At 63.4% G+C, this 23,200-nt stretch carries 21 protein-coding genes and 1 tRNA gene; 8 read left to right on the top strand and 14 right to left on the bottom strand.

What is annotated here, in order from left to right:
• Positions 1-4 precede the first annotated feature (4 nt).
• From J2S71_RS04790 to J2S71_RS04780, 3 genes are all read right to left on the bottom strand, one after another.
• Positions 5-757 carry an ABC transporter ATP-binding protein gene (locus tag J2S71_RS04790; RefSeq protein ID WP_307389158.1) on the bottom strand — a complete coding sequence of 251 codons (753 nt, stop codon included), beginning with the start codon at positions 755-757 and terminating at the stop codon, positions 5-7.
• 82 nt (positions 758-839) lie between these two features.
• On the bottom strand, positions 840-1,553 hold the full coding sequence (locus tag J2S71_RS04785) for a TetR/AcrR family transcriptional regulator (protein WP_307389156.1): 714 nt from the start codon (positions 1,551-1,553) through the stop codon (positions 840-842).
• Between the two features lie 128 nt (positions 1,554-1,681).
• On the bottom strand, positions 1,682-3,442 hold the full coding sequence (locus J2S71_RS04780; protein ID WP_307389154.1) for an AMP-binding protein: 1,761 nt from the start codon (positions 3,440-3,442) through the stop codon (positions 1,682-1,684).
• Positions 3,443-3,997: 555 nt separating this feature from the next.
• On the opposite strand from J2S71_RS04780, the gene J2S71_RS04775 reads away from it, so the two are divergent.
• A complete protein-coding gene (locus J2S71_RS04775) occupies positions 3,998-5,194 on the top strand; it encodes a cation diffusion facilitator family transporter (protein WP_307389152.1) in 1,197 nt (398 codons plus the stop codon).
• Between the two features lie 27 nt (positions 5,195-5,221).
• Here the strand turns inward: J2S71_RS04775 and J2S71_RS04770 are convergent, their stop codons facing one another.
• The 7 genes from J2S71_RS04770 to J2S71_RS04740 all read right to left on the bottom strand — a co-directional run bounded on the left by J2S71_RS04770 (position 5,222) and on the right by J2S71_RS04740 (position 9,554).
• A complete protein-coding gene (locus J2S71_RS04770; RefSeq protein ID WP_198009686.1) occupies positions 5,222-5,494 on the bottom strand; it encodes an NAD(P)-dependent oxidoreductase in 273 nt (90 codons plus the stop codon).
• Between the two features lie 37 nt (positions 5,495-5,531).
• Positions 5,532-6,113, bottom strand: a complete 582-nt coding sequence (locus tag J2S71_RS04765; protein WP_307389149.1) for an HD domain-containing protein — start codon at positions 6,111-6,113, stop codon at positions 5,532-5,534.
• Positions 6,114-6,164: 51 nt separating this feature from the next.
• On the bottom strand, positions 6,165-7,100 hold the full coding sequence (locus J2S71_RS04760; RefSeq protein ID WP_307389146.1) for an aldo/keto reductase: 936 nt from the start codon (positions 7,098-7,100) through the stop codon (positions 6,165-6,167).
• Positions 7,101-7,211: 111 nt separating this feature from the next.
• Positions 7,212-7,838, bottom strand: a complete 627-nt coding sequence (locus tag J2S71_RS04755; protein WP_370873207.1) for a 1-deoxy-D-xylulose-5-phosphate synthase N-terminal domain-containing protein — start codon at positions 7,836-7,838, stop codon at positions 7,212-7,214.
• A gap of 155 nt (positions 7,839-7,993) precedes the next feature.
• A complete protein-coding gene (gene rdgB, locus J2S71_RS04750) occupies positions 7,994-8,629 on the bottom strand; it encodes an RdgB/HAM1 family non-canonical purine NTP pyrophosphatase (RefSeq protein WP_021727244.1) in 636 nt (211 codons plus the stop codon).
• Between the two features lie 22 nt (positions 8,630-8,651).
• The gene (rph, locus tag J2S71_RS04745) at positions 8,652-9,422 is read right to left on the bottom strand and encodes a ribonuclease PH (RefSeq protein ID WP_307389143.1); all 771 of its coding nucleotides are present in this window, start codon (positions 9,420-9,422) and stop codon (positions 8,652-8,654) included.
• A gap of 56 nt (positions 9,423-9,478) precedes the next feature.
• Positions 9,479-9,554 (bottom strand) — tRNA-Val (locus J2S71_RS04740).
• 132 nt (positions 9,555-9,686) lie between these two features.
• Here J2S71_RS04740 and J2S71_RS04735 point away from each other — a divergent pair.
• Together J2S71_RS04735 and J2S71_RS04730 are read left to right on the top strand one after the other, a co-directional pair.
• On the top strand, positions 9,687-10,616 hold the full coding sequence (locus J2S71_RS04735) for an HAD hydrolase family protein (protein WP_307389141.1): 930 nt from the start codon (positions 9,687-9,689) through the stop codon (positions 10,614-10,616).
• A gap of 14 nt (positions 10,617-10,630) precedes the next feature.
• Positions 10,631-12,208: a Mur ligase family protein gene (locus J2S71_RS04730; protein WP_021727260.1), complete on the top strand. Its 1,578-nt coding sequence runs from the start codon at positions 10,631-10,633 to the stop codon at positions 12,206-12,208.
• A 231-nt stretch (positions 12,209-12,439) separates the two neighbouring features.
• On the opposite strand, the gene J2S71_RS04725 is transcribed toward J2S71_RS04730, so the two are convergent.
• From J2S71_RS04725 to J2S71_RS04710, 4 genes are all read right to left on the bottom strand, one after another.
• Entirely contained in the window at positions 12,440-12,946 is a 507-nt protein-coding gene (locus J2S71_RS04725; protein WP_021727206.1) for a hypothetical protein, read from the bottom strand.
• A gap of 306 nt (positions 12,947-13,252) precedes the next feature.
• Positions 13,253-15,139: a hypothetical protein gene (locus tag J2S71_RS04720; RefSeq protein WP_307389137.1), complete on the bottom strand. Its 1,887-nt coding sequence runs from the start codon at positions 15,137-15,139 to the stop codon at positions 13,253-13,255.
• Positions 15,140-15,216: 77 nt separating this feature from the next.
• Complete coding sequence (locus J2S71_RS04715; RefSeq protein WP_307389136.1) at positions 15,217-15,543, bottom strand: hypothetical protein; 327 nt, start codon at positions 15,541-15,543, stop codon at positions 15,217-15,219.
• A 103-nt stretch (positions 15,544-15,646) separates the two neighbouring features.
• On the bottom strand, positions 15,647-16,030 hold the full coding sequence (locus tag J2S71_RS04710) for a hypothetical protein (RefSeq protein WP_040652448.1): 384 nt from the start codon (positions 16,028-16,030) through the stop codon (positions 15,647-15,649).
• 445 nt (positions 16,031-16,475) lie between these two features.
• Here J2S71_RS04710 and J2S71_RS04705 point away from each other — a divergent pair, with 445 nt between their 5' ends.
• The 5 genes from J2S71_RS04705 to J2S71_RS12265 all read left to right on the top strand — a co-directional run bounded on the left by J2S71_RS04705 (position 16,476) and on the right by J2S71_RS12265 (position 22,726).
• Entirely contained in the window at positions 16,476-17,177 is a 702-nt protein-coding gene (locus J2S71_RS04705) for a response regulator transcription factor (RefSeq protein WP_307389132.1), read from the top strand.
• Positions 17,174-18,148 carry a sensor histidine kinase gene (locus tag J2S71_RS04700; RefSeq protein ID WP_021727245.1) on the top strand — a complete coding sequence of 325 codons (975 nt, stop codon included), beginning with the start codon at positions 17,174-17,176 and terminating at the stop codon, positions 18,146-18,148. The genes J2S71_RS04705 and J2S71_RS04700 overlap by 4 nt, the downstream gene beginning before the upstream one ends.
• Positions 18,149-18,313: 165 nt before the next feature.
• Complete coding sequence (locus tag J2S71_RS04695) at positions 18,314-19,057, top strand: ABC transporter ATP-binding protein (RefSeq protein WP_307389129.1); 744 nt, start codon at positions 18,314-18,316, stop codon at positions 19,055-19,057.
• A gap of 1 nt (position 19,058) precedes the next feature.
• Positions 19,059-20,963 carry an FtsX-like permease family protein gene (locus J2S71_RS04690; RefSeq protein ID WP_307389126.1) on the top strand — a complete coding sequence of 635 codons (1,905 nt, stop codon included), beginning with the start codon at positions 19,059-19,061 and terminating at the stop codon, positions 20,961-20,963.
• Positions 20,964-21,586: 623 nt separating this feature from the next.
• Positions 21,587-22,726 (top strand): transposase, encoded by a 1,140-nt coding sequence (locus J2S71_RS12265; RefSeq protein WP_370873206.1) that lies wholly within the window; start codon positions 21,587-21,589, stop codon positions 22,724-22,726.
• Positions 22,727-23,200: the final 474 nt, after the last annotated feature.

Raw genomic sequence — 23,200 nt, 5'->3', positions numbered from 1 at the left:
CCTCCTAGAGCTCGAGCTTACGGGCAGGAACCTTATGGGCGTTGTGGCGGGCGTCGACGATGCTGCCATCGCGGATGCGCACGACCATGTCCGCCATGGGACAGATGCCCTCGTTGTGGGTCACGACGAGCATCGTGGTGCCGAGGCGCCTGTTGACGTCCTCGAGCAGCGCGAGGATCTCGTGGGCAGTGTGCGAGTCGAGCGCACCGGTGGGCTCGTCGCACAGCAGCAGTCGGGGGTTCTTGACGAGGGCCCTGCCGATGGCACAGCGCTGCTGCTGGCCGCCCGAGAGCTGGCCGGGGAACCTGTCGGCGTGCGCCACGAGCCCGAGCGTGTCCAGGAGGTCGTCGAGGTCGAGCGGGTCGTCGGAGAGGTTGGCGCACACCTGGACGTTCTCGCGCACCGTGAGGGTGGGAACGAGGTTGTAGAGCTGGAACACGAAGCCCAGAAGCTCGCGGCGGTAGTCGACGAGCCGCCTGGGCGCAAGCGCGCTGACCTCGCGCCCCGCGACGCGGATGGAGCCCGCGTCGGCAGTGTCGAGACCACCGATGAGGTTGAGCAGCGTCGACTTGCCCGAGCCCGAGGCGCCCAGGATGACGCAGCTGCTTCCCTCGTCCACGCTCAGCGAGAGCCCACGCAGCACCTGCGTGTGGCCGTCCCCCTCCCCGTAGCCCTTGGTCAGGTCGCTCACCTCGACGAAGGCGTCCCCTTCGCCCACCGTTGCCGTCTCTGGCCGTTCCGTCTCACGTCTTCTCACGTCGCGTCCCCTCTCAAAGGTTTTTTATAACAGTGTTTTCAATTCGTTACGAAAAAGGGGCCGCGGAGGCCCCAGGTCCATCCTATGCGTGGCGCACCCCCTCCCCCGGGGGCGCGACCGTCCCCTCCGGCCCCCTTTCCCCACCGGCAGCCGAGCGCTCGGCGCGCACGATGAGCGCGAAGACGCCACCGCGATCGAAGCGCACCATCGCATCGATCTCACGCAGGGCCTCCTCGTGGTCGAGGGGGTGCGTGAGGAGGTGGATGATCATGTCGATCTGCTGGTGCGACATCCAGTGGCAGAGGTAGTCGTCCACGCCCACGTAGGGGGTTTCCCGCAGGGCCTCCCGTCCCACGAGGCTCCGCATATGGGTGGCCAGCATGTCCGCCACCTGGTCGAAGAAGTCCCGCACGGGCGGCTGCTTGCGGTTGTTGAGGAGGATGTCCCTCACGTCGGGACATCCCTCGATGGTGTCGTACACCGCTGCGACAGCCCTGAGGTCCTCCTCGACGGAAAACACTGGGTCGGAAAGCCCGCTCGTCCAGTCCACGGAGAGCTCTGCGGCGTGATGGCGGGCGAGCACCGCGAGGAGGTGGCCCGTCACGGGCTCGAGCACGCTGCGGAACAGCTCCTCCTTGCTGCCGAAGAGCGAGTAGAGCGAGCCGGTCGAGGTGCGCGCCTTCGCACAGATGTGGCGCAGCGACGCCCGCTCGTAGCCGAGCTGGGCAAACTCGCGTGCCGCCGCGGCGATGAGCCGCTGCCGCACGCCCGCGCTCTCCTCGGCCGTCCTGCGCATGGCCCACCTCCCCTTCGCATCCCCGCATCATCCTACTCTGCCGTACGCGGCTTATTGTAACACTGTTTTTCCATGGGACCAGGGGAGGGCGCGCCTCTCCGAGCAAGGAGCCCGACACCCGTCCGCGCCTAGAGCAGACCCCTCTGCGCGGACCGTTCGTCACGCTCGCGGATCTCGGCGCGTCTGATCTTGCCGTTGACGGTCTTGGGCAGCTCGTCCACATAGTCGATGATGCGCGGGTACTTGTAGGGGGCCGTCTCGCCCTTGACGTAGTCCTGCAGCTCCCTGGTGAGGGCCTCGCTGCCCTCGACGCCCTCAACGAGCACGACGGACGCCTTCACGGCCAGGCCGCGCACCTTGTCGGGCACGCCCGTGACGGCACATTCGCGCACCTCGGGACGCCGGAGCAGGATGCTCTCGATCTCCGTCGGCCCGATGCGGTAGCCCGACGAGTTGATGACATCGTCGATGCGGCCCACGTACCAGAGGTAGCCGTCGCCGTCCCTGCGCGCGGTGTCACCCGTGTGATACCAGCCACCGTGGATGGTCTCGTGGGTCTTCTCGGGATTGCGGTAGTACTCCATCAGGACGCCCGCGGGCGGGTCGTTGTGGTCGTAGCGGATGCAGATCTCGCCCGTCTCGTCCTCGTCGCACTCGGTGCCGTCGGAACGCAGCACGCGCACGTCAAACAGCGGCACGACCTTCCCCATGGAGCCGGGACGCAGCGTGGAGTTGTTGAGGTTGGCGACGGTGAGGGGCGTCTCGGTCTGGCCGAAGCCCTCGTAGATGGAGAGCCCCGTGCGTTCCAGCCAGAAGTAGAAGAGGTCGGGGTTGAGCGCCTCGCCCGCCGTCGTGCAGTACTTGAGCGACGAGAGGTCGTGCGTGCCGAAGTCCGTCCGCTTCATGAGGCGGTACATCGTGGGCGGGCAGCACAGCGTGGTCACGCGGTAGCGCGGGATGAGATCGAGGATCTCGTCCGCGTGGAAGCGATCGAAGTCGTAGGTGAGGACGGCCGTCTCCATGGTCCAGGACCCGTAGAACTTGCCCCATACGGCCTTGCCCCAGCCCGTGTCCGCGATGGTGAAGTGCAGGCCGCCATCGCCCGTGACGTTGTGCCAGAGCTTGGCCGTCACGGTATGGGCCAGCGCATAGGTGCCGTTGTGCAGCACCATCTTGGGCTCGCCCGAGGTGCCGGACGAGAAGTACATGATGAAGGGCTCGTGCACGCTCATGGGCACGCGCTCCCAGCTGCTTGCCGCCGCACGGACACCCGTGTTGAAGTCCACCCATCCCGGCCGCTTGCTGGCCAGCTCGCAGACGTGGTCGGGGTCGGAGAGCCAGGCGTCCCTATCGCTCGGTCGACCACCGTTGCCCATGCCGGCACCACCGCCATTGACGATCATGCGCACCTTGAGGTCGGGGCAGCCATCGGCCACGCCATCCACGATGCCGGCCACGTCCCCCTTGTCCGTCACGATGCACGCCTTGATGCCCGCGGCCCTGAGACGGTACTCCATGTCGCGCCCGCGCAGCATGAAGGTGGCGGGCACCAGGACCGCGCCGATCTTGTGCAGCGCCACCGCGGTGAACCAGAACTGGTAGTGGCGCCTGAGGATGACCAGGACCATGTCCCCCTTGTGGATGCCCTGGCTCATGAGGAAGTTGGCTGTCTTGTCGGACCAGTACTTGATGTCGGCGAACGAGAAGCGGTGCTCCTCGCCCTCGGGGTTTGCCCAGACCATCGCGGGCCGGTCGGGCTCGACCGTGGCGATGTCGTCCACGATGTCATAGGCCCAGTTGAAGTTCTCCTTGTAGTTGAGGCTGAGATGGGTGATCTCACCCTTGAAGTTCCGTGACCCAGACAGGTACTTCTCGGATATGTAACGCACGCGCATGTCCTTACTACTCGAATGATCAGTACACGAACGACGTGCTTGGAATCACGTGCTGGCGCTGAGTATAGTCAGACAAACACTTTGTCGCGCCATGAGAGGGCATCTACGCAATTCCGCTGCATTTCTCGCCCTGGGTGCCCAAACGCCCTGGCGCAGGTGCGCGGCGGGGCGTTTCATGATGACGTGGCTGCTGACCAGCGAAATTGTCGGGAGCACCCTCCAGGTGCGCACGCCTCGCAGAGCCTTGTACTCCGGAGCGTCTCCATGTCCCGTCGCGTCGTCGTGAACAGCGCGATGCCCAGAGCCGCATAGTTCAGCTTCCCAAACCAGGGCAGCGCGAGGGGCCCGCCTTGTCGGCCTCGCAGCGCTGGGCCGCATGCATGTATGAATTCGGGATGCCGCCGCCTCCCGCAGCAGGACGGGCCTGCAGAGCGGGTATAGAACTACCCTGGACACGCGGGGCAGCGTCCCGCGATACGAGGATGGCTTCTGGGATGCGGCGCCACCCGGCACGACGCCATCGGTGGGCGGCACCATAGGGAGAGGACAATGACCGGAACGCAAGGGAATGCCGTGGGGGTCACGACCGAGAAGGTCGACGGCCGCATCATCGAGGAGGGCGCCGCGTCGCGCGGCGCGCAGGTCGTGCGCGTGAGCGTCGTCGGCATCGTGGCAAACCTCCTGCTCGCGACCTTCAAGGCGACGTTTGGCCTGATCGCAAACTCCATCGCCATCGTGCTCGACGCCGTCAACAACCTGTCGGATGCCGCGTCGTCCATCATCACCATCGTGGGCACCAAGCTTGCCGGCAGGCAGCCCGATCGCAAGCACCCCTTTGGCTACGGGCGCGTCGAGTACCTCACGACGGTCATCATCGCCGTCATCGTGCTGTGGGCGGGCATCACCGCCGCAACCGAGTCCATCCAGCGCATCCTCTCCCCGGAGCTGCCCGACTACGGTGCAATGACGCTCGTGGTCGTCGCCGTGGCCGTGGTGGCCAAGGTCGTGCTGGGCCTCTACACGCGCGGGGTCGGCCGCCGCATCAACTCCGGCTCGCTCGTGGCCTCGGGCACCGATGCCCTCACGGACTCCATCCTCTCCGCGGCCACGCTGGTCGCGGCGCTCGTCTTCGTCTTCACGGGCGTGAGCCTGGAGGCGTGGTTGGGCCTGGTCATCGCCATCGTCATCATCAAGGCGGGCGTGGACATCCTGCGCGAGGTGCTCTCGAAGATCATCGGCGAGCGCGTCGATGCCGACCTCACGCGTACGGTCAAGCAAACGGTCGCGTCCGTCAACGGCGTCGACGGCGCCTACGACCTCCTGCTCGAGGACTATGGCCCCGACACGCTCTGGGGCAGCGTGCACATCGAGGTGCCCGACGAGCTGACGGCCAACCAGATCGACGAGCTCACACGCACGATCGAGAACAAGGTCTACCGCGAGTGCGGCGTCGTGCTGCACACGGTGGGCATCTACGCCCGCAACGAGGGCGGTGCCCTGGCCACCAAGATCCGCCACGACGTCTACGACATCGCGTACGCCAACGACAACGTGCTCGAGGTCCATGGCTTCTACGTGGACGAGGAGGCCAAGTCCATCCGCTTCGACCTCGTGGTGAGCTTTGACGCGCCGGATCGCGAGGAGGTCATCGACAAGGTCAGGGGCATCCTCAAGCGCCGCTATCCCAACTACACGTTCCAGGTGGCCCTGGACTCCGACATCAGCACCGAGGCACAGGGGAGGTAGCCCCGCCATCACGCAGGCGCGGGACACCTACCGTGCGACGACGTTGCGCAGGGGCCGTCCATCCCTGTAGCGGGCGACGTTGTCCAGGGCGATGCGCACCACATACTCCCTGGTGACGGGGAGATGGAAGAAGCCACCCACATGCGGCGTCACGACGAGGTTCCTCGTGCTCCACAGGCGGGAGCCCTCGGGCAGCGGCTCCGGGGTGGTCACGTCGAGCGCCGCACCCGCAAGATGGCCCGCGTCCAGCCCCTCGCACAGGGCCTCCTGATCGACCAGGTCCCCCCTCCCCGCGTTCACGAGGCTCGATGCACCGTGCAATTGGTAGGAGGCACGCTCAGACGGTGAGGCTCATCTCCTCCGAGAACTCGTCCAGGAATGCCAGAAGGAAGGCGTGGCGCGACTCCGCGAGCTTCCTGCCCATGTCGGTGTTCATTTCGTCCACCAGCAGCAGGAGCTTTTCGTGAAAGTGCCGAACGGAGGACTCCATGCCCCTGCCATGTGCGCCGCCGTACGCGAATGCCCTGGCAATCCCGATGGCACCGATGGCGTCAAGCCGATCGGCGTCCTGAACGATCTTCCCCTCGATGGTGCTCGGCCTTCTCCCCCTGTTCTGGCTGAACGACACAGAGTTGATGGCCTCGCAGATGCGCTCGACCTTGTCCGGGTCCACCTGCACCCCATCGAGAAACGCGCGGGCGTTTGCGTTGCCCCTCGTCAGGAAGAGCTTGTGGTCGTCGACGTCATGCAGGATGGCCGCCAGCGCCACCACAAAGGCATCGCTCGAAGGCTCATTCCTCGCGATGAGCATGGCACCTCTCCATACACGCAGGGAGTGTCCGAGGTCGTGGCCGCTCGCATCCTCCTCGAACGGCCTGCTTGCATAGTCGATGGCCTCGTCGATGATATGGTCCGCCATCCTGCCTCCGTCCGTGACGACTATCTTCGGCCTGACCGGTACCCCCAAGGCCTACGGCAGCTGGCGGCCCGCCGCGAGATAGAGCTCGTACCACTCCTCGCGCGTAAGCTCGAAGTCGCAGGCAGCCGCCGAGAGCCGCACGCGCTCGGGCTTGGTGGTACCGATGACGGCCTGCATCTTTGCCGGATGGCGCAGGACCCAGGCGATGGCCACGGCCGTGGGGCTGGTGTCATGCTCGCCGGCGATGCGCTCGAGGCTCTCGTTGAGCGCGGCATAGGAGGGATCGCCCAAAAAGACGCCCTGGAAGTAGCCGTGCTGCATGACCGACCATGCCTGGATGACCTGGTCGTGCAGGCAGGCATACTCGAAGATGCCCCCGTCGCGCATGGGCGAGGCGTCGTTCTCCATGTTGACGTTGAACGCGCCCTCGAACGCGGGCGCGAATGCCACGGACAGCTGCACCTGGTTGACGACAAGCGGAAATCCGATGTAGTGCTGCAGGCGCCCCATCAACGCGGGATTCTGGTTGGAGACGCCAAAGTCGAGGACCTTGCCCTGGTCGTGCAGGGTCTGAAAGGCATCGGCGACCTCCTCGGGCACCATGAGGACGTCGGGGCGGTGCAGCAGCAGCGAGTCGACGTGATCGGTCTGGAGGCGCTTGAGGCTTGCATTCACGCCCTCGATGATGTGCTCCTTGGAGAAGTCGAAGTACGTGAACGTGGGATCCTCGTGACGGCGGATGCCCACCTTGGTCTGCAGCCATACGCGATCGCGCAGGCCACGGTTGGCGGCAAAGGTGTCGCCCAGGATCTCCTCGCATAGGCCATCCCCATAGATGTCGGCGGTGTCGAGCGCGTTGACACCTGCGTCCAAGCCCGTCTGCACCAGTTCCGCCACCTGAGTGGGCGTCATCTCGCCGATGCGCATGAGACCCAGGATGACCTCAGACACCTTCACCCTTCGCGTACCGAACGCTACGTACCGCATGAGCCCTCCTCCCTGGCCCGTAGGACCTGTTGACGTAAGCATAGGTCCCGTCGCTCGCAGACTCAAGTCCCGGGAGTGACGGACAGGGGGCTTGTACTTGAGAGATGTCGCTCAAAGTGCGCACGCAATGGGATTCTGGAAGCCTCCAACTGGGCAAACGCCGCGCGGAATGCATATGAGATGCATTGCGTGCGCACTTTGGAAGGGTGGGACCACGTATCGGTCTTCCCGGAGCGGCAACAGGCAGTGCCGCACCATGCGGCGAGAGATGCCGCCATGGTTCTCCGCGATGGACATCTGGTTGTCGTTGAACACGATGATGAGACTGCTGTTCAGCTCGCCGCCGGCAACGTCCAAGGCCTCGAGCGCCTCGCCGCCAGAGAGGGAGCCGTCGCCGATGACGGCGATGACGTTCTCGGTGCCGCCCGCCAGGTCGCGGGCCTTGGCCAGGCCCAGCGCCAGGCTCACCGACGTGGAGGCGTGGCCCACCTCGAGGAGGTCGTGGTCGCGCGGCGAGTCGAACACGACGTGCAGGGCGACGGTCGCCTCGATGAGGCCAAAGTTGGGGCCAAAGTGGCCGCCATGCTTGCTGGCCGCACGAGCAGGGCGGAGCGCAGCTCGTCGGCCAGGCCCTTGAGGCCAGTGGCGTCGAGCCTCTTGACGTCCTCGGGGGAGTTCACGTTCTCCAGGTACATGGTCATCCTCCCGAGTCTCTTCACGGAAGTACGGGCGTGACATGCCCGGGGAGGGCTGGCGCCATACCGAAGCACCGGGAACGCGCAGGACTCCAGGCACGAGCCTACCGAGGCGCGCCGCTTGGCGAGGGCGCCGCACAGCGGGAAGGCAACCCCGTGGGGGGCGTCGCTGCCTGAGGTGTCACAACGTCTTGGCGCCTACAGCTTGGCCGCGAGGTCCTGCAGCGCGTGGAAGCGGTGGCTGATGGCGTTCTTCTCCGCCGGCAAAAGCTCGGCCATGGCCTTGCCGGGCGTGTCGTCGGGATGGAACAGTGGGTCGTAGCCAAAGCCGTTCGTGCCCACGGGCGCAAAGCCAATGGAACCGAGGCAGTCCCCCTCGCCAGACAGCACCTCCTCGCCGTCCTCGTCGCGCTCGACGAGGACGATGGACGAGTGGAAGTGCGCGCCGCGGCCCTCCGGGGGAACGTCGGCCAGCTCGCGCAGGAGCTTCTCGTTGTTGGCGCCGTCGTTGCCATGCTCGCCCGCCCAACGCGCGGAGTGGATTCCCGGCGCGCCGTCGAGCGCGTCCACGCAGAGGCCCGAGTCGTCGGCGACGGCCATGACGAGACCCGTCGCGTCCAGCGCGGCACGCGCCTTGATAAGGGCGTTGTCGTGGAAGGTCTCGCCGTCCTCGACCGGATCGGGATAGTCGCCCAGTTCGCCGAGGGCAACGAAGCGCACGCCCTCCATCACGGGCGTGATGATGGCCTCTATCTCCGTCACCTTGTGCGCGTTGCCCGTGGCCACCACCACGGTGTGCGCGGGGTCGAGCTCGTTGATGTCGACGTGTGCCATGGATGCTCCTTGGTCCTATGCCCTATCGTCCGCCGAGTGCCCGCTCGCCCTCGTGCCCGACCGCCTGACGCTGCAGCCCCAGCAGCTGGCGGATGCCCTCTTGTCCCAGGTCGAGCAGGACGTCGAGCTGGGGGCGACCCAGCGTCGCGCGCTCGCCGGTGCCCTGCACCTCCACGATCCGGTCGTCCTCGCAGCCCACGAGGTTCATGTCCACCTCGGCATGGGAGTCCTCGGGATAGTCCAAGTCGAGCAGCGCCTCGCCGCCCACGTACCCCATGGAGATGGCCGCCACCTGTCCCGTGAGCGGGCTGCGCTTGAGCGCGCCCTGCTCGAGCAGCGCCGCCACGGCGTCGTGCAGGGCCACCCATGCCCCGGTGATGGCCGCGGTCCGCGTACCGCCATCCGCTTGGATGACGTCGCAGTCGCAGATGATGGTGAGCTCCCCCAGCCTTCGCAGGTTCACCACGGCGCGCAGGCTGCGTCCCACGAGCCGCTCGATCTCCATGGAGCGACCCTTGCGCTTGGCATGCTCGCGCGGGCTGCGGCGGTTGGTCGAGGCGGGCAGCATGGCGTACTCGGCCGTCACCCAGCCGGCGCGCTGGCCCCTTCGCCACGCGGGGACGCCCTCCTCCACCGTGGCGCTGCACAGCACGCGCGTGTCGCCGAACGCTGCCAGGCACGAGCCATCGGCGTTCTTCATCACGCCAGGGGTAAGCGTGACGGGGCGCAGCTCGTCCGCCGCGCGACCACGGCTGCGCTCGCATCGTCCGGAGGCGTCTGGGCTGGTTGGCATGGGCTCCTCGCTTTGAAAAAAGGACGCCACGGCCGTGACGTCCGGATGGGTGAACGTGGTGGGCGGTGAGGGATTCGAACCCCCGACCTTGTGCGTGTAAGGCACCTGCGCTCGCCGCTGCGCCAACCGCCCGTGCAGATGGAGTGTATCACAGCCCCTCGCCAGGTCCGCACGAAGGCCCGCAGGGGCACGGTGTCGTACTATAAGAAAGGTTGTGACGTTCGCCACGCACCTGGTTCCCTGGCCCCTCAGGAAAGGACCCCTATGCCCGCACTCTCGCTTCCCACGTTCCCCCGCTCCTCGAGCGCGCTGCCCGACGACCTCCGCCAGCAGCTGGGCAGGGTGCGCCACATCGTGACCGACCTGGACAACACCATGGTCAGCCATGGCACCGCCCTGACCAACGCCGATCGCCAGCCCTCGTTCGAGCTGCCCCAGACGCTCGTGACGCTCAGGGAGGCGGACATCGACGTCACACCCTGCTCGGGCCGCAACCGTGCCATGATCCGCGAGGATGCGCGCATGCTGGGCCTCACCAGCTGGATCGGCGAGATGGGCGGCGTCCTGTGCACGCACGAGGGGGCCAACGCAACGTGGGAGTACTTCACGGCCGAGATGCCCTACGATCCCGACTGCGATCTGACGCCCCACGACCTGATCATGGAGACGGGCATCGTGGACCGCCTGCTCGCGCGCTGGTTCGACTCGCTGGAGCTCTACAACGACAACGGCATCGGCTACCAGTATCGCGAGGTGTCCGTGGCGCTGCGCGGCGCCGTGGTGGAGGACGAGGCGCAGGCCATGCTCGACGAGACGAGCCTACCCCTCGAGCTGGTGGACAACGGCCTCGTGACCACCATAACGGGCCCGACCATCCTGCCCGCCTTCGAGGACGGCACGGTGGAGGACGTCCACACCTATCACCTCAACCCGCGCGGGCTGGACAAGGGCACGGCGCTCCAGCGCTATATCGAGCTCATGGGCTGGGATCCCGCCGAGGTCATGGCCTGCGGCGACTCGTCGGCGGACTGCACGATGGCACCGTATGTGGGCACCTTCCTCATCATGAGCAACGGCATCAGGAACCCCAAGGTGCAGGCCGCACTTGCCACCGCAGGCAACGCCTGGGTGTCCAGCGCGCCGTCCGTCGACGGCTGGTGCGAGGCTGCCCGCACGCTCGTGGCGCTGCGATAGCGGGAGGGCCGTCCATGGGTGAGATGGCACGGACTCACACGACGCTGGGCGACCTGGCACGCCAGCTGGCGGACGAGGGGCTTGCGACACCGCGCACGGCGCTCTCCGCCGAGGAGCGGGCGCTGGCGCTGACGGGTGCCGACTGCGACTCCCGCGTCATCCGTCCGGGGCATCTCTTCGTGTGCAAGGGCACCCAGTTCAAGACCGCGTACCTCACCAAGGCGCTCGAGGCGGGCGCCTGCGCCTACCTGTGCGACGAGTCGCATGCGAACGAGCTGGCGGCCGCCGCGCCCGGCGTGCCCGCCCTCGCCGCGCCCGATGACCGGCTCCGCCGTGCCATGGCCGTCGCCTCCGCGGAGGCTTGGGGCCACCCCGACCGCGCGCTCACGGTAGTGGGGCTCACGGGCACCAAGGGCAAGTCCACAACGGCCTACCTGCTGCGTGCCATCCTGGCGGAGCACGTGGCCACAAGGGTGTGCGGTGCGACGCCGCCCGCCCAGGGCGTGGGGCTCATCGGCTCCATCGAGACCATCGACGGCGTCGGGAGCGGCGAGTCCGTCAACACGACGCCCGAGGCGCCCGACCTGTGGCGGCACCTCGCCACCATGCGCGATGCCGGGCTGCGCTATGCCGTGATGGAGGTCTCCAGCCAGGCGCTCAAGTACCATCGCGTCGACTGCCTCAGGCTGGACGTGGCCGCGTTCACCAACATCGGCGAGGACCACATCTCGCCGCTCGAGCACCCCACGTTCGAGGACTATTTCTCCAGCAAGCTGCGCATCTTCGAGCAGGCGCGGCGCGCCGTAGTCAACCTGGATGCCGACCACGTGGAGCGCATCCTTGCGGCGGCGCACGGCTGCGAGAGGCTCCTGACCTTCTCCCTGAGGGGGCGCGATGCGGACGTGTGGGCGCGGGACGTCGAACCCTCGTTTGGTCACCTGCACTTCTGGGTGCATACCCCCAGCTGGGAGGGCAAGGCCGAGCTCGGCATGCCCGGCTCGTTCAACGTGGAGAACGCCCTGGCGGCCATATGCTGCGCCGAGTACCTGGGCATCCCGGCCGACGAGACCGTGCGGGGACTCGCACGCACGCGTGTGCCCGGCCGCATGGAGATCGTGGACGCGCCCGAGCTGGGCCTCACGGGCATCGTGGACTTCGCCCACAACAAGATGGCCTTCTCGCGCCTCTTCCCGGCCGTGCGACAGGAGTTCCCGGGATGCAAGGTCATCGCGGTGTTCGGCGCCACGGGCGACAAGGCCGTGGAACGCCGCCGCGAGCTGCCCGCCGAGGCGGCCCGCTGGACCGACCGGCTCATCTTCACGAAGGATGATCCCGGGTTCGAGCGCGTGGAAGACATCTGCCGCGAGATGGCGGCGTCCACGCCCGCGGGAACGCCCTACGAGATCGTGCCCGACCGTGCCGAGGCCGTGCGGCGTGCCGTAGACCTTGCGGCGGACGACCCCACACACGTGGTGGTCTGCGTGCTGGCGCGCGGCACCGAGGGGTCCCAGCACGAGCGCGGCAGGCTGGTGCCGTCGCCCCTGGACGCGGACCTTTTGGCCGCGGCGATCGAGGCCAGGCGGCGGGCGTAGACCGACGCGCGGCGACGTACGTTTCGTGCACCATAACGACGCCATGTGGGTGCCTTTCGCTGCGTGTGGGTGCCTTTCTCCCGCAGACGGCCCACAAAACAGCAGGTCGCTGGAGACGACTCCGGGAGAAAGGCACCCACACGAATCGATTGGCACCCACAGGGAAGCAAATCGCACCCACACGACCCGCCAAGCGACCGAACGACCGCAGACACTAGGTGCGTCGTGCAGCTACTTGTCCAAGGAGAGGCTCAACTGCTCGAACGCCTCCTGGGCGGACTCCTGCGAGACGGTGTTGGTCAGCACGATCACCGTGTGCGAGTCCTTGACCTTGATGAAGTAGTCCCACTCGTTGCCATTGACCGTATACGAGAAGTACTCGTTGCCGTCCTTGGTCGTGCCCGCCTGGTAGTCACTGGTGCCGCCAGCAGAGCGCTTGCCCAGCTCCTGGTAGTGGTCGTACGCACTCTCCTCGGCAAAGAGCCCCTGGGTCTCCGTGTCACCGTCCTTCGCGATCGTGAACTTGGAATTGTCGTCGCTCGTCTGAAGGTCGAGCCCGCCCTTCGACGTGTCCAGCTCGACCTTGATGCTGTCGCCCGTGGAGACGTTGAACGAGTACGACTTGGAGGAGTGGCAGCCCGCGAGAAGGACGACGACGAACGCAAGCGGGAGAAGCGCGGCAAGGGTGGCCACCAGCCTGCCGATCCTCGCGTGCCTTGTACTGGTGCCTATCATCATGACGCTTCCTTTCCATGGTAGTCGGATCCCGCAGTGCTCACGCTGCCGCACGGTGACAAGGGCATCGCACCGCGAGCGCACGCGTCCGCACTCAAGCGTCCCTGTCCGTCGCGCCACCTTGGAGAATCCGATAACAATAGTGACGATCCGTCATTATAGGCGTTGGATATCTCCGTGACCGCATCGGGGCCGTTTGCGACTCTGTCTGACGAGCGGAAGGTGGTAAGCATATGGGATGCTCTCAATCAGGAAACCCAACGCATCCTGAAGGGCAGAGAACGACATCGTGCTTCTTGCCCAGCCTCATCATCCGCCGTTCTTCACGTCGTCCCATATCTTTTGCATGTTGTTCTCCGAGGAACCAGGGGCCGCGTCGTTGAGCCAGTCCGTATATGTTTTATCTGGCTTGGAACTACCAGGATTGGAGGGGTCAGGCTGAGAATGATCCTCTGCCCATGCCTCATATTGTTCCCATGCCTTCGCATACGCACGCTGCTGTTCCTGCGTTGGCGAGCCAGCCTGTACAGCTACGCCATCACCATTGGCCACGACGCCACCCCTACCACCATGAGCACCGTCACGGAAGGTTACGTCAGCGTCTGTGGAAAGATCATTCACATTTCCGATAGTGATAAGTTCCTTATTGGCATCCTGGGTCTTATAATATTCTGCCAGCCCATCTACACCCGCCTTGGCAAAAGTGAGACCTATTCCTGCCATACTCGTACTGGATACCCCCTTGCCAAGAGCGCTTAAGATACTATCCGCTGAAGACTGGGCATCAACAGGAAAACCAAAGCCCGTAATCCCTGAAAAAATTCCCTTGCCCGCTTTGGCAATAGCCTTATCCTTCGGATCTTCAAGTCCCTGCTCAGCGAGATAGACTGACATTTCATCGGCATTGACATCAGGACTCGAATCATATGTGGCATGCGACTCGTAGTCATTGCCAAACGCGATTGTCTCCAAATGAAAAGAATCAGGTATAGCTTTATCCTGCTGTTTGTGGGTTGGCGTATACTTTGAGAAGTAGACCTGGATATTCGAATCAAAGTGCGGGGCCTGTTCATACATGGCATCATATTCAGCGGACCTGGTATAGGCGGGACTCATTATAAGTGCCATGGCAGTAGCGTCACAGGAATTTATTCTGTCCCTCGGGATACCAACAGGCAAATAGCTATCATCTGCCCAGCTAGCAAGCGCAATTTTGAAACCAGGAAGCTGTGTAAAGGTTGCTGTATATGTTGTCGCACCGCTGATTCCACTATATGGTGGCATTACATCATGGCTTATATCCTGACCTGTCTGTTGATACCCAAGATTCAAGAATGCGTTGAGCGGTCCATTGTCGCCGGCTTGGGCCCTTGAAATGAGATCTGCATAAATCATCCCCAATGCCCGTTTCTCGGCATCCGTGAGATTGTCCTTGCCGAACAACTCCCTGACCTTATCGGCATTGATCTCCCCGTTTGGCATGAGGTCAGCTCGAATCTGTGCTGCATCATATGCATCGTTCACGTTGCTGTAGCGGCCATCCTGGCCATCGGCCCACGACATATCCCCATAGCTACCATTGGAGATGCGATTCGCTATGGCATTGGTTGCCGCTTGTAGCATACTGTTGGCAAGCGTCTCGGCCTCTCCATACATCTCATTCACAGCCGTCTGGTATGTCGCCACGCTATCGATGGCCTCCTGGTTGGCTTGGATAATTTGATTCTGAGCGTCGATAAGCCCTTGGTAGTAATCTTCTGTAGCCTGTAGCTGCGAATCTCCAAAATTGCTGCCGGTAGTACCGCCTCCAGACGTACTCAAAGCTTGCGACCGCTCCCCGTTGATGCTTGTTATCTCGCTTCGAGCATCATCTATGCGTTGCTGACACCTGGCAGTATTAACCGTGTTGTCATCCGCAAAATCCTTGACCTGCGTCATCGCACCACGGTTTGCCTCATCGGCAGCAATAATCCGCTGGAAGAACACGTAGTGCGCCTTCGCTATGGTCGCCCTACCGTTCACAAGATCACGAAATGCCTGGTACCCATCGCCAGTCAGGCCAAAGCCCTCGGGAGAGAAGTTTGCCATGGTGTCAACCTGCTTCTCAGCCTTGGATGATTCATCATTCAGCGCATTGATCTCGGTGTTTAGGCGATTGTTGAACTCGTTCTTATCAATTCTTATTCCATCTCCCATTGAGAGACCCCCATCAACCTACGACAGCACCAGATTGGTCATGCCGAACCTATCTTGTTCATGTGGCCGCCTCCGTCTTATCCGCTGTCCACGCCAAGCATGCGGGCTGCCGCCTGCGCATCGACATCCTCGAATACGGAGGCCGCGTCAACAACCGCCCCGGCATCGGCATCAATCAAATCGCTCCATGCGTGCAGGGCATCGGTCACTGTTCCATTGAGGGCATCATGATCAGCGTTCCCCGACACAGGGGCCGCGACGGCACCATCTCCCAGACCGCTGCCATCACTGCCGCCCTCCCCCAGGTTCTGCAGGGAAAAGTCGAGGTAGTCACCGAGACTATTTCGCAAGGTCGATGCCACATCGTCAGCTGACACGCCATTCGAGTTGATTCCTCCGCACATGACTGCTCACCTTTCTCCCCAAGGCTCCGTTTCTCGACGCGTGGCTCTCGTGCGACACTGCGCTAGCCCATACACCTATAGAACCTGCCACAACGTCACGACCTCAGCGCCCTTCCTCAGATCTGAAAAGCGCGCGCTTCCTAAGGGCGTACTCGTCATCCAGACGATCGATGCTCCTCCGGTCAGCCACCTCCTCTTCCTCGAGACTGACGATCTCGGACTGCATGCTCCGCCTTGCCGCCGCACCTTCCATCTCTATCTTCCATAGTGTCTGTCCCAGCTCGACGGCTGTGTCGCCGGAAAGGTTCCTCATGGTGTAGTACAGATCGTCCTCAGTGCGACGGCCAGTGGCGTCCATGCGGTATGTCTGCTCTAGAAGCTCCTCCTGACGTCTGTGCTTCTCCCGCACTCCCATACTCAGCTGTTCACGCTGCGACCGATACAGTCTTTCGAGTTCAGATATGGACCGTACATCATGCAATTCCACGACGTCCTCCTCCCTTGTCCGTAGAACCTCATTCCTAACTGGACAGAGTGCAAAGCAGACAGGGAATATGATGTGCTCTCACTATTTCGAGAGTTGGGATGGACCCAGCACACTCCTTTTCCCGACGAACATGGTGGCACCTACGCCCAAGGTCCTGCGATGCGGCATGCCGACCGGTCCAACCGCCGTCATGCCACCACCAGAGGGGGCTCTTCTCCGTTGGCATGAGGACCTCGCCCCTTCTGATATGTTACTTGCTCACATCTTCACCGTCTGAGCTGTCGCATGTTTCTAAGTCATCTGTATTCTTATATTTCGCATAACATTTAAGCGTTTCCTAATAGCATCGCTCGTCTCCACCCGTCAACCGCGCCCCTGGTTAACCCTTGCCCAATGCCCGCGCACCGGCGAGAATTAACGGGTCAAGCGAACGAAAGGCCTGCCGATGCGCCCCATCCTCATCGTAGAAGACGACACCGCCCTCGCACGGCAGGTCTCCGGCCTGCTGGAACGCTACCGCTACGCATGTCGCGTCGCGGAGTCGTTCGATGACATCGACGCCCAGGCCCGCACCATCGACCCCGCGCTCATCCTGCTCGACGTGAACCTGCCGAGGTATGACGGCTTCTTCTGGTGCCGGCGCATCCGCGAGTCCTCTCGCGTCCCCATCGTCATGGTATCGGCGCGCGATGCCGCCTCCGACCAGGTGCGGGGCATGGAGGCCGGCGCCGACGACTACGTGACGAAGCCCTTCGACCTCGACGTGCTGCTCGCCAAGGTCCAGGCGCAGCTGCGGCGCAACTACGGGGAGCTCGCGCCCGCCACATCGGAGGTGGCATCCATCGAGCGCGATGGGCTCGCCTTCTTCCCGGGGCTCCTCAAGGCCGAGTACCACGGCGTCTCGGTCGAGCTCTCCGCCATCGAGGCGAGCCTCTTCGAATGCCTGCTGAGGTCCTACCCGCAGACGGCACGTCGCGGCGACCTGTACATGGCCGCCTGGGACGGGGAGGGCTTCGTGGAGACCAACACCCTGAACGTCAACATCCGCCGCCTGCGCGACCGCTTCGCCGAGGCCAACATCCCCGTCGAGATCAGGGTCGTGCGCAGCGTGGGCTACCGGCTCATCATCGGCAGGGACCGGTCATGAGGCTCTTCCTGAGGGACCATCTCGACGTCATCGCCCTGTTCGCCTTCGAGTCCGTGACGCTCGCGCTCGCGTTCCACTTTGCCCAGGGGTTCGCCACGGCGGGCGGCGTCGCGTACTTCCTCCTCGTCTCGACCTTCGTGCTCGTCGTGTTCCTCACTGTGAGGTTCCTGCGCAAGCGCGCCCTCTACGAGAGCCTCGAGGGGGACCTCGATGACATGGAGTCCCTGATCGACCGGCACAGCACCGACCCCGTGGCCGAGGCGTACATCGTACGCAGCCGCGACGCGTATCGAAGCTACCAGCGTCGCCTGAACGAGCGGGACGACGCGATGCTCCGCTGGCGGACGCACGTCATGCAGTGGGTGCACCAGATGAAGACGCCGGTGAGCGTCCTGCGCCTGATGGTGCAGAAGGATCCCGGGCGCACCGACTCGTTCGACGCGCTGTGCGAGCTCGACCGTCTGCAGGGGCAGCTCGACCTGATCCTGGGCCTCGTGCGCATGGACCGGCTCGCATCGGACCTCGCCGTCGAGGAGGTCTCGCTCAAGGACCTGGTCGATGGCGTCATCGCGAAGGATCGCCGCCTCTTCGTGCAGAGGGAGGTGTTCCCGACGTCGAGCGTGGACGCGTCGCTGCACGTGCGCACCGACGGCAAGTGGCTCGCGTTCGTGGTCGAGCAGGCACTGCACAACGCCGTGAAGTACTCGGATGTGGGGTCCACGGTCGAGGTGGGGGCAGAGGCAACGGCGGACGGCGTGACCCTGCACATCACGGACCACGGCATCGGCATCCGCAAGCGTGACCTGCCGCGCATCTTCGACCTGTACTTCACGGGGAGCAACGGACGCGACCACGACCAGTCGTCAGGCATCGGACTCTACGTGGCAAAGCGCGTGCTCGATGGGCTTGGGCACCACATCGAGGTGGAGTCAGAGGTTGGCCGCGGAACCCGCGTGAGCATCACGCTCTGACGGCCCTTGGGTGCGCGCGAGGTCGCTGTCATGCCGTCGCATCGGCAGCCGTAAAGGTGACATCGTAAAGGTGACAGGACCCGTCATCTTTTGTCACGTCATTCGATGGCAGCGCCACGTCCCGTTCCGTACGCTTCTTGCATCGGATCAGAAGGGAGACCAATCATGACGATCCTCACCATTGACCATGCAAGCAAGATATACGGCACCAACGTGCAGGTGCGTGCCGTGAACGACCTGTCCATGAGGATGGAGGAGGGCGAGTTCATCGCCATCATGGGCGCCTCGGGATCGGGGAAGTCCACGCTGCTCAACCTCATATCCGGCATCCTCCCGCTCAGCTCGGGCGAGATCCGCATCGGCGGACGCGACATCTCGCATCTGAGCGAGTCCGAGGCCGCCGAGTTCCGCCGCAACGAGCTCGGCTTCGTCTTCCAGGACTTCAACCTGGTGGACACGCTGACCATCCGCGAGAACATCATGCTCCCGCTCATGATGCGCCGCATCCCGCCCGCACGCATGAATACCGTGGCAGAGAGCATCGCCAAGAGCCTTGGCATAGGGGAGGTCCTCGACAAGCGGACGTACGAGGTGTCGGGAGGCCAGGCCCAGCGCGCCGCCATCGCCCGCGCCATCATCCACAACCCGCACCTCCTCCTGGCCGACGAGCCCACGGGCAACCTCGACTCGGCTGCTGCCGAGAGCGTCATGCACATCTTCGCGGACCTCAACGCATCGCGTGGCACCTCCACCATCGTCGTCACGCACGATGCCAAGACCGCATGCTTCTGCACGCGCGCCATCTTCATCAAGGATGGCCGCATCCTGGAGGAGCTGTACCGCGAAGGTGACAGGCAGGCGTTCTATGACGAGATCCTGAACGTCCTCAAGTTCATGGGGGCGAAGTGAGATGAGCTTCTTCAGATTCGCCCTCAACAACGTCCTGCGCGACAAGGAGAGCTACGTCGCGTTCTGGCTGAGCAGCGTGTTCTCGGTCGTGGTCTTCTTCGTGTTCTCGGCCAACATGAACCATCCCCAGCTCGCGCAGAGCGAGAGCGTGCAGGACATCATGCGTCTCGCGATTTCCTTCATCTCCGTGTATTCGCTCGGGTTCCTAGGGCTCTCTCTGAGCGCCTTCCTGAAGCGCAAGCGCCGCCTGTACGGGGCTCTGCTCACGATGGGCATGAAGAGGCGCCAGGTTGAGCTGTCCATCGTGCTCGAGAGCCTTCTGATCGGCGCAAGCGCCATCGCCGCAGGCCTCGTCATCGGGCTCGTCTTCGGGCATCTCATGGTCATGCTGATGGCGCGCATCATCCGCGTGGAGGACGTCGCGTACCAGTTCCCGGCAACGTCCATCGTACAGACCGCCGTCACGTTCGCCGTCATCTTCCTCGTGGCGAGCGCGATGCAGGCGCGTGGGATATGCAAGCGCCCCATCGTCGAGCTGCTCGCCGCCAAGGCTGACGAGAGCCGCGACATGCGCTTCTCGAAGCCCCTTGCCATCCTGGGCATCATCCTGCTCGCCTGCGGTTGTGGCACCTGCTTGTTTGGTGTCATCCCGCCCGTGCGCATGTTCCTGAACCCCTACGACGTGCTCGCGAGCGTCATTCCCTGGTTCATCATCGCGAGCACGCTTACCGGGCTCTTCCTCGTGTACCGCCAGTTCTCGTTCCTCGCGCTCGCACGAGTCGCACGTTCGCGCTACTACCTGGAGAACGGCAACGCCATCTGGGTCTCCGGCCTGCGCGACAGGCTCAGGGGATCGGTCATGACGATGTTCGTGTCAACCGTCATGCTCGCGATGTCGTTCAGCGCCATCATCGTCTCGCTCGCGCTCGTCACGACGGTGCGTGCGGACATCACACAGGACATTCCCTTCGCGATAGGGTACTTCTCGTACGGCGACAACGTGCGCGAGGCATCGGACATCGACGAGATCGAATCGCAGCTCGATGCGAATGGCGTAGCGTATGCGGAAGACTCCTACGACATGCTGCAGGCTGAGAAGACCATCTTCGGGACCAAGTTCATCGCCCAGAGCGCGTACGAGCGGCAGTCGGGCGCGACGCTCTCGATCGAGGACGGCCAGGCGGTCAGCATCTCCGGAGCGTCCGAGCACGAGGGCTCGGTCGAGGGGCCGGAAGGTCGATCGTTCGAGGTCATCGGCACGTCCGCACCCGTGCTCGACAACGCGAAGCGCTTCGGCAGCTACGTCGTGACCGATGCCGACTGGCAGCGACTGCACGATGCGGGTAGGTTCGTGAACGTGCGAGTCTTCACCTTCGACGTGGACGACGAGGGCCAGGCGCAGGAGGTGCGCGCGGCATGCGAGAGCGTGCGCGAGACCATCGGGGTGGGACTCGCCAACGGGGACAACTTCCTCTTCATCCCCCGCATCGAGACCATCGTCCTGCAGGAATACGCCTACGAGATGAACACCTACATCGCGCTCATGCTCTCGGTCATCTTCATCGTGGCATCGATCAGCCTCATCTACTTCAGGCTGCTCTCCGACGTGCGCGAGAGCCTGCCCGTCATGCGCAACCTGAACCGCATGGGGCTATCCGTCGCGCAGGTGCTGCGCATCCAAAAGCGCCAGCTCCAGGTGCTGTTCTCGCTGCCGATAGGCTTCGCGGTCGTGCTGACGGGCTTCGCGATGGCGTTCCTCATCAGCATCGGGTCGGCGAGCGCACACATCTTCGTGCGCATGACCGCGACCATGGTACCACTGCTCGCCTTGGAGGTCGTGCTCTTCGCCGTGCTGAACGCCCGCTTCAGCAACCAGGTGAGGGCCTTCATCCGCCCACAGGACTAGCGTCGTGCCGAGGGGGGAGACATCCTGAGGGTGGGGGGTCCTGAGGAGTTCAAGGGCTGCCTGAATCTCGTTCACCTGGCTATAGGCCCCATCCGTTGCCGCAACATACTCATCGATCCCATTGAGCATGTCCTGCGCTGCGCTGCGTTCCCCCTCGGCGCTTTCGGCAAACCCATCCTCGATTTTCGCCTCATGCTCCTTGCCGTCCCGTCTATACCGCTCGGCAGCGTGGGAGGCATCGTTGTAGCGCTGGTCGGCATCCTGGAACATCCGATCCCAGTCACTGCGACTGATGGGTTCCGCACCGCCAAAGACCTCCAGGTGGGACTTCACGGTACCATCGGCCACGCCCGTCCATGCATCAGGCAGGTAGAGGAGCGAAGCCCGGACGACATGTCGAGCGGTGTGGCATGGATGTCCCCCGGCGCTGTGGGTGCCAATCGCTGCGTGTGGGTGCTTTTCTCCCGATTTGGTCTCTCGTGACCTGACGATATGTTCATCGGCTTAGAGGCTGGTGGGCTGTCTCCTCCAAAGCAAGACAGCCCCCTTGTCTCCTGAGTCGTGAGCCAGCATGAGACCATCAAACCTCAGCCAGGGTCACAAAGAGAAGAAAGGGGGCCTTCATGAGGGAGCATACCACGCAGGTAGGAATGGACGTTCACGCCAGGAGTATCGTGTGCAAGGCGCCTGTTGTCACTTCGGGAGAGGTAAAGGAGCACTGCCTTCGTGGCTCTACTATGGTCTTGGACCTTCTTGAGTGGCTGGGGAAGCTACCTCAGCCCGTGCGCCTTGCGTACGAGTCGGGCTGTACGGGCCATGAGCTTGCTCGCACACTGAAGGCTGCAGGCTTCAGCTGTGACATTGCTGCGGCAACAAGCATTCCTAAGTCCCCGAAGAACAACCGGCACAAAAACGATCGCAATGACGCATCGATACTCTTGAGAGAGATGCCCAGTCCCGCAAGTGACATTTCCTACGTCTGGATTCCTGATCGTGAGACCGAAGGGGCACGTGACCTCGTGAGAGCGTACACATCCCCGGCTACTCTTGTAAGCTCACGGAGGCGCAGGATAGCAGCCTTTCTTCTTAGACATGGCTGCGTTTGGAACGAGAGGACCTCCTCAGGAAGATTGAAGTCAACTCATACTGCGACCTACAGAGCCTGGGTCGCAAGCTGTGATCTGGGATGTGAGGGCGCAAGTCTCACACCGAAACTCATGCCTGGAGGGCTCTGCGCCTTAGAAGAGAGCCGTGCTGCCTTCAAAGAGAGTGTAGAGGGACTCCGTCAGTCTTTGCGCTGGGCACCTTATGTTGATGCGATTTCTTTGCCCTTGGGTATAGGCAGTGCCACTGCTCTTCCTGCGGCAGCCGAGTTTGGGAGCCTTTCTCGCTTTAGCTCAGGCAGGAAGGTCTCTCGGTGGATAGGATGTTCTGCAACCGATCGCTCAGGTGGCCCAAGATGCAGCCCCGGGCACATCCCCAGGGAAGGGCCGACCCTTCTGCGCCGCTTGCTTATTGAGGGTCCTGCATCCATCTGCAGAAGGAAGGACTATACCAAGAGGCATGTGCGTACGTGTGGGGTGTCGCCTGAGATTGGGCGACTTGCCCGTAAGGCCAACAGACGTCTCAAGTCCCGCTTTGACGAGCTTGTTGATTCAGGCAAACATCCCAACGTCGCAAGAGTGGCGGTGGTGCGCGAGCTTGCTTGTTGGATTTGGGTAATTGGGCTTAAGGTGGAGTCTGGGATAGGCTCCATGGCCTAGGCCTGCCACTGACAGAGCCACATCCTTTCGAGCATTCTTATCATCGATGCGTGAAGATGACCCGCGAAAACCGCACACGCAGCCAAAGGGGTCATGTGTGAGACCTGACAGATCACCTTATGCGGTGGTCATGCGGCTCCATCTATACCGAAAGCATCGTAGTGCGGCTCAGTGTATAACCGAAGACCCGCGAATATGTGAGTGGATCGCATGTGAAGCATCCGAAGCTGGATAGATCTTTTTATCCGCTATGAGGACACGCAGGAAGATGAGAGCCCAAAGGGTTTGGAAGCCAGCCCCTGGCTTAGCTATCTAGGGGCTGGCGAGCTCTGCTAAAAATGTCTCACTTGACAGGCCGACGAACATATGTGCGGTTTTGTGAGTCACCTGCGGGAGAAAGACACCCACATGATCGAGAGGGGCAACACCCCGCCCGCCGCCCGCGGGCTACCCGTCGCTCTGCGCGGCGGCGAG

It is taken from the genome of Olsenella profusa DSM 13989 (assembly GCF_030811115.1).
GTDB classification, from domain to species: Bacteria; Actinomycetota; Coriobacteriia; order Coriobacteriales; family Atopobiaceae; genus Olsenella_F; species Olsenella_F profusa.
Note: the sequence above shows the minus strand (reverse complement) of the source record. Positions and strands in the feature narration are given on the sequence as shown.